Annotated in this window: 13 protein-coding genes and 3 tRNA genes; 7 read left to right on the forward strand and 9 right to left on the reverse strand. The window is 69.4% G+C overall.

Annotation, left to right across the window (positions count from 1 at the left end):
• Window positions 1–101 precede the first annotated feature (101 nt).
• The 7 genes from EFK10_RS16240 to EFK10_RS16270 all read right to left on the reverse strand — a co-directional run bounded on the left by EFK10_RS16240 (window position 102) and on the right by EFK10_RS16270 (window position 3,723).
• Complete coding sequence (locus EFK10_RS16240; protein ID WP_127356408.1) at window positions 102–1,535, reverse strand: DHA2 family efflux MFS transporter permease subunit; 1,434 nt, start codon at window positions 1,533–1,535, stop codon at window positions 102–104.
• Window positions 1,536–1,623: 88 nt separating this feature from the next.
• Entirely contained in the window at window positions 1,624–2,181 is a 558-nt protein-coding gene (locus tag EFK10_RS16245; protein ID WP_240677249.1) for a TetR/AcrR family transcriptional regulator, read from the reverse strand.
• 100 nt (window positions 2,182–2,281) lie between these two features.
• A complete protein-coding gene (locus tag EFK10_RS16250; protein WP_127356409.1) occupies window positions 2,282–2,716 on the reverse strand; it encodes a MaoC family dehydratase in 435 nt (144 codons plus the stop codon).
• 2 nt (window positions 2,717–2,718) lie between these two features.
• A complete protein-coding gene (locus tag EFK10_RS16255) occupies window positions 2,719–3,171 on the reverse strand; it encodes a MaoC family dehydratase N-terminal domain-containing protein (protein ID WP_127356410.1) in 453 nt (150 codons plus the stop codon).
• A gap of 106 nt (window positions 3,172–3,277) precedes the next feature.
• On the reverse strand, window positions 3,278–3,442 hold the full coding sequence (gene rpmG / locus EFK10_RS16260) for a 50S ribosomal protein L33 (protein ID WP_004571794.1): 165 nt from the start codon (window positions 3,440–3,442) through the stop codon (window positions 3,278–3,280).
• 89 nt (window positions 3,443–3,531) lie between these two features.
• Window positions 3,532–3,604, reverse strand: a tRNA-Met gene (locus EFK10_RS16265).
• A 46-nt stretch (window positions 3,605–3,650) separates the two neighbouring features.
• A tRNA-Thr gene (locus EFK10_RS16270) sits at window positions 3,651–3,723 on the reverse strand.
• A 219-nt stretch (window positions 3,724–3,942) separates the two neighbouring features.
• Between EFK10_RS16270 and EFK10_RS16275 the strand changes: the two genes are divergently transcribed.
• From EFK10_RS16275 to EFK10_RS16285, 3 genes are all read left to right on the forward strand, one after another.
• A complete protein-coding gene (locus EFK10_RS16275) occupies window positions 3,943–5,178 on the forward strand; it encodes an amidohydrolase family protein (protein WP_127356411.1) in 1,236 nt (411 codons plus the stop codon).
• Between the two features lie 17 nt (window positions 5,179–5,195).
• Entirely contained in the window at window positions 5,196–5,858 is a 663-nt protein-coding gene (locus EFK10_RS16280) for an SDR family oxidoreductase (RefSeq protein ID WP_127356412.1), read from the forward strand.
• 150 nt (window positions 5,859–6,008) lie between these two features.
• Window positions 6,009–6,605 carry a Kelch repeat-containing protein gene (locus EFK10_RS16285; protein WP_164836020.1) on the forward strand — a complete coding sequence of 199 codons (597 nt, stop codon included), beginning with the start codon at window positions 6,009–6,011 and terminating at the stop codon, window positions 6,603–6,605.
• 55 nt (window positions 6,606–6,660) lie between these two features.
• Here the strand turns inward: EFK10_RS16285 and EFK10_RS47445 are convergent.
• A tRNA-Tyr gene (locus tag EFK10_RS47445) sits at window positions 6,661–6,735 on the reverse strand.
• Between the two features lie 138 nt (window positions 6,736–6,873).
• Here EFK10_RS47445 and EFK10_RS50260 point away from each other — a divergent pair.
• Window positions 6,874–7,095: a hypothetical protein gene (locus EFK10_RS50260; RefSeq protein WP_240677251.1), complete on the forward strand. Its 222-nt coding sequence runs from the start codon at window positions 6,874–6,876 to the stop codon at window positions 7,093–7,095.
• Here the strand turns inward: EFK10_RS50260 and EFK10_RS50265 are convergent.
• Window positions 7,043–7,303, reverse strand: coding sequence for a DUF4265 domain-containing protein (locus EFK10_RS50265; RefSeq protein WP_322973343.1), 261 nt, complete (start codon window positions 7,301–7,303; stop codon window positions 7,043–7,045). The two genes, EFK10_RS50260 and EFK10_RS50265, sit on opposite strands and share 53 nt — an antisense overlap.
• Window positions 7,304–8,176: 873 nt before the next feature.
• On the opposite strand from EFK10_RS50265, the gene EFK10_RS16295 reads away from it, so the two are divergent.
• From EFK10_RS16295 to EFK10_RS48705, 3 genes are all read left to right on the forward strand, one after another.
• A complete protein-coding gene (locus tag EFK10_RS16295) occupies window positions 8,177–9,976 on the forward strand; it encodes a serine/threonine protein kinase (protein WP_127356414.1) in 1,800 nt (599 codons plus the stop codon).
• A 247-nt stretch (window positions 9,977–10,223) separates the two neighbouring features.
• On the forward strand, window positions 10,224–10,613 hold the full coding sequence (locus tag EFK10_RS16300; protein ID WP_127356415.1) for a hypothetical protein: 390 nt from the start codon (window positions 10,224–10,226) through the stop codon (window positions 10,611–10,613).
• Window positions 10,614–11,173: 560 nt separating this feature from the next.
• Window positions 11,174–11,422, forward strand: a 249-nt coding sequence (locus EFK10_RS48705) for a hypothetical protein (protein WP_206305470.1), incomplete at its 3' end; no start/stop codon positions are given.

Consider the following 11,422-nt stretch of genomic DNA (forward strand, 5'->3'; position numbering starts at 1 on the left):
AGCTTACGCAGCGCCGTGTGGGGGCCGTCTCCGGTGCCGGTCCGGGGCCTCCGGGGCTGGGAGTCCTGGACCGTCCGGGCCCCCCGGACCGGCACCGGGGATCAGACGCGTACGGGCTCCGTGGCGCGCTCGCGCGCCGCCGGGACCGACGGACGCCGGAAGCGGGGAGCCGTCAGGGCGGCAAGGGACCCGAGGGCAACGGCGGAGGCGCCGGCCCAGAGGGCAGGGGTGAGGCCGTCGGCGAAGCGCGCGGCGGACTCGTAGCCGCCCTGGGCGGAGAAGACGGAGGCCAGGACGGCGATGCCGAGCGCGCCGCCCACCTCACGCAGGGCGTTGTTCGCACCGGAGGCGATGCCCTGCTCCTCGGGACGGACGCTGCTCATGACGAGGTTGGCGCTGGGCGCGAAGAACAGGGACATCCCGATGCCGCTGATGACCATGGCCGGGAGCTGGGACGCGTACGACACGTCGGGCGAGACGACCAGCGCGAAGAGCGCGAGGCCGACGGCCTGCAGGGCGAGCCCGGTGGCGACCACCGGCCGTCCGCCGATGCGGTCGGAAACGGCGCCGGCGATCGGGGCCAGGAGCAGCGGCATGCCGGTCCAGGGCAACATCCGTACGCCGGCCTCCATCGGGGAGTAGCCGCCGACGCCCTGCAGGAACTGGCTGAGCAGGAAGATCGAGCCGAACATGCCGAGGAACATCAGCAGGCTGGCCGCGTTGATGGCGGAGAAGGCGCGGCTGCGGAAGAGCCGCATCGGCAGCATGGGGTTCTTGCCGCGGATGCCGTGGCGGACGAACCCGCCGAGCAGCGCGGCGCCGACGATCAGGCCGGTCAGGACCCAGGTGCTGGTCCAGCCGTCGGCGTTGCCGCGGATGAGGCCGTAGACGAGGCCGAAGAGGCCGCCGCTGGCGAGCAGAGTGCCGGGGATGTCGAGGCGGGCATTGGCGCCACGGCTCTCGTCGAGGCGCAGGCGGGCCAGCGGGATGAGGAGAAGGCCGAGCGGGACGTTCAGCCAGAAGATCCAGTGCCAGGAGACGTGCTCGGTCAGCGCGCCGCCTATGAGCGGACCGGTAGCGACGGCCACACCGTTGGCCGCGCCCCAGATGCCGAAGGCGGCGCCGCGGCGTTCGGCCGGGACGGCGGCCGTGAGCAGGGTCAGGGTCAGCGGCATCAGGATCGCGGCGCCGACGCCCTGGACGGCGCGGGCGACGATCAGCTCGCCCATGCCCGGAGCGAGCGCGGCCGCGGCGGAGGCGGCGGAGAAGATGCCGATACCGATGACGAAGAGCTTGCGGCGGCCGAAGCGGTCACCGAGCGCGGCGCCGAACATGAGGAGGACCGCAAAGGTGAGGGTGTAGGCGCTCACGGTCCATTCGAGGTCTGCCAGGCCGCCGCCGAGGTCCTTGCGGATGGAGGGGAGGGCGGTGGTGACGACGAGGTTGTCGAGCGCGGCCATGAAGCCCGCGACGCTGGTGATCACCAGCGCCCAGGCGACGGAGCCGCGCCGGGTGGTGGTGCCTGGCTCTTGCATGACTCCCCCTGCGATGGTGTTAGTTATTGACCAATAACTTTTACGGACATACGGATGGGCGTGTCATGCACAGCGATGGGTCAGCAGGTCAGCCGGGATAGCGGTCCGCGTAAAGCTTCCCGATGCCCGCCCAGCAGCGCTCGCCCTCGCCTATGCCGAGGGCGACCAGCACATTGACGAGCATGCCGGTGCCGAAGAACTCGGCGGCCTCGCCCTCGTCGACGCCGGTGCGGGCCACGACGTAGGACCACAGCTCCATCCAGCCGCGCCGGCAGAACTCGCGGATCTCGTCGTCGTCGACCGAGGCGACGTACATCTGGAGCTGCATGCGCAGGGTGTCGTTCCCGCTGATCAGCTCCGCGTACCCCATGCACATCTTGCGGAAGGCGGCTTCGCCCTCCAGGCCCTCGGTCACCTGCTCGAAGTACTGCCGGATGCTCTGGAAGCAGCGCTCGGCGGCGGCGAGGAAGAGGCTCTTCTTGTTCGGGAAGAGCCGGAAGAGATACGGCTGCGACACACCGATGCGCTTGGCGATCACACCGGTGGAGGTGCCGTTGTAGCCGGTCAGACCGAATTCGGTCACCGCCGCCCGGATCGCCGCCTCGCGGCGCTCGTCGGCTGTCATCCGGATTCCGTCGCTTGCCATGCCAAGTAAGTTATCAATCAATAACAAGCAGGGTCAAGGGGGATGCGGCGGCGGAATGTCCCGCCACCGCACCTCTCGTAGTGAGTCTCCGGGCCCGCCCTCAGGCCAGCCGGACCACGGCCCGCGACATGCCCAGCACCTTCTGGCCGTCGGCGGTCGCGGTGAGGTCCACCCGGACCGTGCGCTCCTGGTCGTCCAGCTTGGCGCCGACCTTGGCGGTGACCTCGATCAACGCGCCCTTGTCGTCGTTGGGGACGACGACCGGCTTGGTGAAGCGGACCCCGTACTCGATGACCGCGCCCGGGTCGCCGACCCAGTCGGTGACGACGCGGATCGCGGAGGCCATGGTGAACATGCCGTGCGCGATGACGTCCGGCAGCCCGACCTCCTTGGCGAACGGCTCGTTCCAGTGAATGGGGTTGAAGTCGCCCGAGGCGCCCGCGTACTGGACGAGTGTGGCGCGGCTCACGGGAAACATCTGGGCGGGCAGCTCGGTGCCGGCCTCGACCTCGTCGTAGGAGATCTTCGCGGTCATGGTCAGCTCTCCTCCGGTGCCCGGGACACCAGCTTCATCAGCGCGGTCACGACGTGCTCGCCGCTCTCGTCCCGCACATCGCCCCGTACGTCGATGACATCGTTCCCGGCGAGGGACTTGATGGCGTCGATGGCCACCGTCACGGACAGCCGGTCCCCCGCCCGGACCGGGCGGGTGTAGCTGAACTTCTGGTCGCCGTGCACCACGCGGCCGAAGTCCAGCCCGAGTTCGGGGTCCAGGACGACCTGCCCGGCGGCCCTGTACGTGATCAGGAAGGGGAAGGTCGGCGGGGCGATCACGTCGGGGTGACCGAACGCCTTGGCCGCATCCGGGTCCGTGTAGACAGGATTGGGATCCCCGACCGCCTCGGCGAACTCGCGGATCTTCTCGCGCCCCACCTCGTAGGGAGCGGTGGGCGGATACGTCCGCCCGACGAAGGACTGGTCCAGCGCCATCGGCACCTCCTGTTGGAACAAACGCTGTGGATCAAACGCCTGGAGTCAAACGCCACGAGGCCGCCCCCGGTTGCGGGGGCGGCCTCGTGTTGCGTAAAGCCTGAGATCAGCGCGTTTCGCGGTGCGCGGTGTGCGCGTTGCAGCGCGGGCAGTGCTTCTTCATCTCAAGACGGTCCGGGTCGTTACGCCGGTTCTTCTTGGTGATGTAGTTCCGCTCCTTGCACTCCACGCAGGCCAGCGTGATCTTCGGGCGGACGTCGGTGGCGGCCACGTGAGTGCTCCTTGACGAACGGGTAATAGAATGTGAACACAGCAAGAGTAGCCGATTGAAGGACCGATCCCACAATCGGCTACACAGGGTAGCGGCGACCGGACTTGAACCGGTGACACAGCGATTATGAGCCGCTTGCTCTACCGACTGAGCTACGCCGCTGCGATGAAGAGACAACCCCTCGGACGGCGGGTCAGCTGATCATCAGAGCCCCCATGCGGAATCGAACCGCAGACCTTCTCCTTACCATGGAGACGCTCTACCGACTGAGCTATAGGGGCGAACGGGGAAGACATTACACGGTCCGCCGCCGAAGGTGAAATCCGTATCTGCGGGGCACACCGGGCGCTGCCTGCGGTGTCACGCAGGTCACTTGGGGAGGCGGCTCGCCCCTCCGGAGGGTGACGGCACCGGTACGACTATTCGCCTCTTACGGGACGCATCGGGTGCCGCGCCCTAGGCTCGACTGCGTGATCTTGCCTCCGGCCTCGAGGAGCGCGATGACCGACAGCCCGCCGCAGCCCTCCGTGGCCGCCACCGACACCCCCCTTCTGCTGTGCGGTGCCCGCCTCGCCGACGGCCGCACCGTCGACGTGCGGCTGGGCGGTCCCCGCATCGAGGCCGTCGGCACCGCCGGCAGCCTCGCCGCCAGCTGTCAGGCCCCCCGCATCGACCTCGGCGGCTATCTGCTGCTGCCCGCCCCCGCCGAGCCGCACGCCCACCTGGACACCGCGCTCACCGCGGACTGCGGTGGCCCGCCCTCGTACGAGGAGGAGGACGTCCAGCGCCGGGTCACCGAGGCGGTGCTGCTGCAGCTCGGGCACGGCGCCACCGCGATCCGTACGCACGTCAGGATCGGCGACGTCGCCGGGCTGCGCGCCCTGGAGGCCGTGCTGCAGGCCCGGCGCGCCTTGCGCGGGCTGGCCGAGCTGCACGCCGTGGCCGTGCCCCGGCTGCTCACCGGCACCGCCGGGGCGGACGGGCTCGCCGTGCTGCGCGACGCGCTGAAGATGGGCGCCGGGGTCGTCGGCGGCTGCCCGGACCTTGATCCGGATCCGGGGGGCTACGTCGAGACGGTGCTCGGCGTCGCCGATGAGTTCGGCCTCCCCGTCGACCTGCATACGGAAGGCGGCGACCCTGCGCGGCTGGCCCGCCTCGCCGCCATGGCCGGAGGCCTGCGCCCCGGCGTCACCATCGGCCCCTGCGGCGGCCTGGCCCGGCTCCCCCGCGACTCCGCCGCCCGCGCCGCCGACCAGCTCGCCGCCGCCGGGGTGTCCGTCGTCGCCCTCCCGCAGGGCGGCTGCGGTGCCCTCGAGTCCGTACGCCGGGGGCCTGTCGCCCCAGTACGGGCGCTGCGCGCCGCCGGGGTGCGGGTCGCGGCCGGCAGCGGGGCCCTGCGCGACCTGGCCAACCCGGTCGGGCGCGGCGACCCGATGGAGGCGGCCTTCCTGCTGGCCTCGTACGGGGAGTGCGACGCCGCCGAGGCCTACGGCGCCGTCAGCGGCCGGGCCCGGGCGGTGCTGGGGCTTCCGGAGGTACGGATCGAGGCGGGCTTCCCGGCGGAGCTGCTGGCGGTGCGGGCCGACCGGATCGAGGCCGCGCTGTCGCTCGCGTACAGCCGGATCGTCATCCACCGGGGGCGGGTGGTGTCCCGGACCAGCGCGGTGCGGGAGTTCACCGACACGCTGGCGCTGGATCTGCCCCGGCAGACGCGGAGCCGCGAGGATCCGGCCTGAGGCGTAGCGTCGAAGACATGCGCATTGTGATCGCTGGTGGACACGGACAGATCGCGCTGCGGCTGGAGCGGCTGCTCGCCGGGCGCGGAAACGACGTCGCGGGCATCATCCGCGACCCGGACCAGGCGGAGGACCTGCGCGCGGTCGGCGCCGATCCACTCGTCCACGACCTGGAGAAGGCCTCCGTCGAGGAGACCGCCCACGCCATGCAGGGCGCCGACGCGGCCGTCTTCGCGGCCGGCGCCGGGCCGGGCAGCGGACCTGCCCGCAAGGAGACCGTCGACCGCGGCGCCGCCGTACTCTTCGCCGACGCCGCCGAGCGGGCCGGCGTACGCCGCCATCTGATGATCTCCTCCATGGGAGCCACCATGACGCCTTCGGCGGGGACCGACCCCGTCTTCGCCGTCTACCTCCAGGCCAAGGCAGCCGCCGACGCCGACCTCCAGGCCCGCACCGGCCTCGACTGGACCATCCTGCGCCCCGGCCACCTCACCAACGACCCCGGCACCGGTCGCGTGAAACTCGCGGCCCACACCGGGCCCGGCTCGGTGAGCCGGGACGACGTGGCGGCGGTGCTGGCGGAGCTGATCGACACGCCTTCGACCGCCGGGCTGACGCTGGAGCTGATCCAGGGTCAGACGCCGGTGGCGGTCGCCGTGAAGAACGTCGCCGGGAACTGACGGACCAGAACTTCCCCCTGGTGGCGGGACTCTTTCAGCCGTTCGGCGCCCCCGGCTCCGTTGCGGCATGCTCTGAAAGAGGTGTCACCGCGCCTACCTGGCAGGAGCGGCAGCTCCCTGCCCCGTCGCCTGGGACTGCGCGGAATCTGCGTGTACGCCATCGGCGGGATCAGCGGCGCCCCCGCCAACGCCAACGCCCCCGTCACGAACGAGGCTGAGGTGTACAGCCCCGCAGCCAACGTGTGGGTGAAGCTGACTACGATGACGAACGCCCTTGCGGATCTGGCGGCGGTGGGAGCGCCTTGCCACCAGGGAGTGGTGAACGGCTGCGTTTACGCGATCGGCGGATCCGCCGACGGCACCACCTCGCTGGACACGGTTGAGACGTACAGCCCCGCCACCAACGCCTGGGTGAGCCTGCCCGGGTTGCCGACTGCTCGCAGGGCTCTGATGGGCACGGCGGCAAACTGTCCGAAGACATCGAAGGACCGCTGCCTGTACTCCATCGGCGGCCTCGGCGTACCTCCCCCCGGCAACACGGCCATCGCCCCCGCCACCGAAACCATCCTGGGCACAACCGAGGCCCTCCCCATCGGACGCCCGCAGCACCCGGAGGGTTCGGGGCGTCCGGAGAGTTCGGGCGGTCGTCCGAACAGTCCGGGCAGCCCGGACGGCATGGGCAGCCCCGACGGCATGGGTAGTCCGGACAGTCCGACCAATGCGGGCCGTCCGGCTGCCGACGGCTGACGCCAAAGACCCCCGTTGATCTACGTTTCCGCAGTTCAACGGGGGTCTCCCAGTGTGGCGGCGCCAGGGTTCGAACCTGGGTAGGCTGAGCCGGCAGATTTACAGACTGCGCGGTCACCCGCTCGCCACCTGCGGAAACGCCATAAGAAGGCGTCCTCACCCCACGCGTGCCCCACAAACAGCTAGCGGGCGTGAGGACAGCGAGATACCACGGGGAGCTTCTTGGCCCCCGCGCGGCGTGATGAAGGCAAGTTCTCCTGGTACAGCCATGATTCCTAGTGAAGGTGACTGGGTCGTTGAGCTGATCCTGGACCTGATCGACTTCACGCCGGACAAGGACCTGTGCGGCGCGAAGCTTGTTGAGCCGGCGCCCAACTCGTTGAAGGCGTTGAGCATGCTCTGTCGGGCCGCCGCCGAGCCGCTGTCGCGGAGCACGATCAAGCGGATGATGCAGTTGTCCGAGGGCCGGACACCCTGCCTGCCCACCTGACTCCGTCGTCGTCCACGGACGTCTCAACGATGTCGCCGATGGCGACACCCCGGATGAAGAAGGGTGTGTTCGCCAACTCGACTTCCCCGTTACCCCGGTCGATGGCCCAGAGACTCTCCACCCCGGCCGAGGGCCAGTCGTTCTCGATCTCAAGGCGGAAGCGCACCTTCACGTGCTCAGGGCCAGGTTCAGTCATGCCCGACAGCATGCACAGACGCGGTGACGCTCCGGTAGACGGGTCCCCAGTTTGGAAGAGTGCGGCTGCGGACCGTCGCTGACCTGGGAAGCGCTGACCTGGTCCGGAGTAGGGCTAGCGCCGCAACTCCCCGTGGTTGCCCGTGGGGTCCCGCCGAATCTGGCACGCTCGTGGCACGCGACGGGCGCCCGGTTCAAGCAGTTCGGGACGCTGTCGTCCCGAAGTATCGGCCGCACGGTCGCTGAGGTCTCCCGCCACTACCCGGGGCTGTTGTTGTCAGCTGCTCTTGCCACGATGACGAACTCACAGGCCTGCCCTGGAGATGAAGCACGGCGCCGAGCACGACGAGATCATGGCTACGGTGGCCAGGCCCAGGCCAACCCCCCTGGACCAACCGACCAACCTCGGTACTCCGTCCAAGGCCAGGCCCCCGCCCATCGCGATAGCACCCCAACCGGCTTTGTGGTGCTGCCTGTACAGCGCTGCTCGCCAACCGTTCAAGGTCAACGCTCCTATGGCTGCAATCAAGCATCCACAGACCAACATGATCCACGCTGTCATGGCACCCCTCCACCAGGAGGTTACCGCGCGGGCGGTGGAGCGGCTTTGGCCGGTGGCCCGGATGATCACCTCACCGAGTCACCCACGCACGCGCCGTTGACCAGCCTGAAAGTGCGAAAGACGAGGAGTAGGAGAGCATCGACTTTTCAGGTTGCTCGCGCGGTCCGGATCGCCCGGGCTTCAGAAGATCCTCGCCCTGCGGAGGGCGAGCAGAGCCGTTGCCGCCGCCCGCGCCTCCTCGCCTTCACCGGGATCAACAACGACCTCTATTCTCAACAGCGTTACGCCGATCGACTGGGCGCCAAGAGACGGGGGAGTCATAGTATGAGCGGTACGAATGAGGACAGGCGCGGCGAGCGAGAGACCCGGCGGGACGACCGCTTCAGCGGGGGCCTCGAACCGCTCACCGCCTTGGACCCGGCGCGGATCGGGCCGTACCTGCTGCTCGGGCGGCTCGGCGCCGGTGGCATGGGGAGGGTGTTCCTCGCGCGGTCCGACGGCGGGCGCACCGTCGCCGTGAAGGTGGTGCACGAGGAGCATGTGTCGGACGCGCGGTTCCGGGCGCGGTTCCGGCGGGAGATCGAGGCCGCGAGCCGGGTCGCCGAGCGGTACACGGCACCCGTGCTCGACGCCGGGCCCGACGAGGAGACACCGTGGGTCGCCACCGGGTATGTGCCGGGTCTATCGCTGGAGCAGGTCGTGCGAGGGTTCGGCCCGTTGCCCGCCGAGTCCCTGCACACCCTCGCCGACGGGTTGCTGCGCGCCCTGGAGGACATCCATGACGCGGGGATCGTGCACCGCGACCTGAAGCCGTCGAACGTCATGCTGACCGTGGACGGGGTCAAGGTCATCGACTTCGGGATCGCGCGGGCCCTGGAGACCTCCGTCGAGTCGCTTCTGACCAGTACGGGGATGGTCATCGGCTCGCCCGGCTTCATGTCACCGGAGCAGGTCCGGGGGCAGAGCGCCGGGCCCAGGAGCGATGTGTTCACCCTCGGGTGTGTGCTCACGTACGCGGCGACGGGGCGGCTGCCTTTTGGGTACGGGGCCAGCAACCAGCACGCGGTCATGTACCAGATCGTGCAGGACGAGCCGGATCTGGAGGGCGTCGAGGACCCCGCTCTGCGGGCGCTCATCACGCGGTGTCTGACCAAGGACGCCGGGCAACGGCCCGATGTGGAAGGGCTGTTGGCCGACCCGGAGCGGGCCCGGCCGTCGGCCGCCGGCAAGGCGTGGCTGCCCGCCGACGTCCTCGCGCGCATCGCGCAGCAGGCCGCCGAGCTGCTCGACGCCGAGGTACGGCCGCTGCGCGAGGAGTCCGTGGACCAGGCGACCGCGGACCTGCGCCCGCGGTCCGAGCCGCCCGTGGTCGTCGCGCCGGGCAGCGGCGGCGCCGAGCCGAAAGAACGTGAACGCCCCCCGCGCCGCCGCCGCATCTTCATCGCCCTGCCCGTGGTCGTCGTCCTCACCGTCGGTGGGACCACGATGGTCGTGCTCCAGCCTTGGAGCAGCGATCGGGGCGGATCCCACGCCCAGGGGCCGGGCAGCAGCGTGAGTCCCACGTCGGATGGCAGTAACTCGCCTGTGACGCCCAGCGGTTCACCGTCCAAGACGTCCGACGGGAAGGACAAGAAGGAAAAGGCTTCCGATGAGGGAGGCAGCGGGAGCGCAGGGGCGGCCGGAGGGGACAGCTCCGGCAGCGGCTCGTCCGGCTCCGGTAGCTCGTCCTCGGGTTCCTCCGGCTCCTCGGGTTCCTCCGGCTCCTCCGGCTCCTCCGGCTCCTCCGGCTCCTCCGGCTCCTCCGGTTCGTCCGCCGACTCCCCGCCGCCCGACCTGAAGAGCTACAAGCTCGAGTACACGAACTCCTGCTTCGGAGCGTGCGACATGCCGATAAAGGCGAGCTGGACGGCGATCTCCCGCGCGACCCGCTACGACATCCACTACACCAACAAGGGCAGCAACTTCACCGCGAAGAACGTCGACACCGTCTACTCCACCAGCAACACCAGCTACACGATCAACGGCCCGTACTCGGGCGACAAGATCTGCATCACCGTGCGCGCGGCCAACAAGTACGGCGCCTCCGCCTGGGCGGAGACCTGGTGCAACACAGTGCCCTACTAGCTAGATCCGTTCTCCGCAGGTCACCTATTCGGGAAGATCAACTGATCACAGCGGGTCAGCCACCGATCAGCGCAGCGGTCTGAGTTGCAGAACCCGCCGAAGCACGATCACTTCATCGAAGGACATCACTGCCCCCACACCTGCCTCACACGCCCGCTGCGAGGCGCATACGACTTGTCGCCTTGCAAGCCCCTGTGATCGCAAGGTAACTGGCACGGCCAGCGCGCCGACCGGGCAGGATCATGGCATGTACAGACACACTGCCCTCGCTGCTGTCGCGCTCGCCGCCGGCCTCGCCCTAACTGCCTGCAACTCCCAAACCACCACCCCGCCCTCTAATCTCGCCCAGGCTGCCCAAGACGCATCCCAGGCCATAGCGAACACCCCGCCCAAGCCCACGGGCGCCAAGCGGACCAAGCTCCTGGCCGCACTGACCGCCATCAATGCCGACCTGGGCAAAGACCAGGAGAAGGCCATCGAAGCCGCCCGCAACCAGTGCGCCGTAATGAGCAGCACCAAAGCCGATCAAGCAGCGGCAATACGGTTCGGCACCTATCTCGATACCGAGGTCACCGAGGCGGAAGGCAAACGCATCAACAACGTCTTGCGGGACCAGGGATTCTGTGACGTCTCCTGACGCGCAGGGGAGCCACGCACCAAGGACTGCAAAATGGCAGGCGGTGTACGTGCCGCCGCCGCAGGAGCGCTGGCGAGCGGCGCCGCAGCGAGCCTTGACCTGTAGAGAAAGTCGCCGTAGCTGTCCGGGCAAACGGCTTTACAGACCGCGCGGCTACGTGCCCACCCCAGCGGAAACGGCGTCGGAGGGCATCACTGCCCCCACTTCTGCCCCACACGGCCACGGCAAGGCTCGTACGACTCCCTGACTTGCGAGCCCGGGGATGGCCACTTTCTTCGTTGCGGTACCGCAGATTCGCCCGCGTTCATCCCGGCGCGTTTCCGCAGATTCCCGCCTGGGACCGAACCCCACTGCACGGCGACACCCGAGTGTGACCACGGCCAGGTCACCCGTTCGGGCGCGATGCGGCCGCGCCGGATGGCAGTTCCGCCCAGAGTGATATTTCGTTGCATCAAGTGCTTTTGGGGCGATAGGTCATCAAAGGTGCATAACCGGGGGAAACATCAGCGTCTTCAAACCCTGACAGGCGCATCAGGCGCCTGCCGTGAAAGGAGAGCGCAATGCGGGTTTCCCGTCTTGCCGCCTCGCTGGGCGTCGCGACCGCCGTCCTGCTGGGCGGCGCCACCGACGCCAGCGCCACCACCTCGGCGCCCTCGCTGGCAACTCAGGCCACATACAACCGTGGTGTCGGCCTCGGTGACTGCGGGCCCTGCGGCTTCGGGCCCGGCGACGGCTTCGGGCCCGGCGGCTTCGGGCCCGGCGACGGCTTCGGGCCCGGCGGCTTCGGGCCCGGCGACGGCTTCGGGCCC

The organism is Streptomyces soli (assembly GCF_003999195.1).
Lineage (GTDB): Bacteria > Actinomycetota > Actinomycetes > Streptomycetales > Streptomycetaceae > Actinacidiphila > Actinacidiphila soli.

Excerpts from the sequence above, each read along its gene's own strand:
- EFK10_RS16295 (WP_127356414.1), top strand. The coding sequence starts at position 8,177 with ATGAGCGGTACGAATGAGGACAGGCGCGGCGAGCGAGAGACCCGGCGG.
- EFK10_RS16245 (WP_240677249.1), bottom strand. The coding sequence starts at position 2,181 with ATGGCAAGCGACGGAATCCGGATGACAGCCGACGAGCGCCGCGAGGCG.
- EFK10_RS16275 (WP_127356411.1), top strand. The coding sequence starts at position 3,943 with ATGACCGACAGCCCGCCGCAGCCCTCCGTGGCCGCCACCGACACCCCC.
- EFK10_RS50260 (WP_240677251.1), top strand. The coding sequence starts at position 6,874 with ATGATTCCTAGTGAAGGTGACTGGGTCGTTGAGCTGATCCTGGACCTG.
- EFK10_RS16240 (WP_127356408.1), bottom strand. The coding sequence starts at position 1,535 with ATGCAAGAGCCAGGCACCACCACCCGGCGCGGCTCCGTCGCCTGGGCG.
- EFK10_RS16280 (WP_127356412.1), top strand. The coding sequence starts at position 5,196 with ATGCGCATTGTGATCGCTGGTGGACACGGACAGATCGCGCTGCGGCTG.
- EFK10_RS16250 (WP_127356409.1), bottom strand. The coding sequence starts at position 2,716 with ATGACCGCGAAGATCTCCTACGACGAGGTCGAGGCCGGCACCGAGCTG.
- EFK10_RS50265 (WP_322973343.1), bottom strand. The coding sequence starts at position 7,303 with ATGCTGTCGGGCATGACTGAACCTGGCCCTGAGCACGTGAAGGTGCGC.
- EFK10_RS16255 (WP_127356410.1), bottom strand. The coding sequence starts at position 3,171 with ATGGCGCTGGACCAGTCCTTCGTCGGGCGGACGTATCCGCCCACCGCT.
- EFK10_RS16300 (WP_127356415.1), top strand. The coding sequence starts at position 10,224 with ATGTACAGACACACTGCCCTCGCTGCTGTCGCGCTCGCCGCCGGCCTC.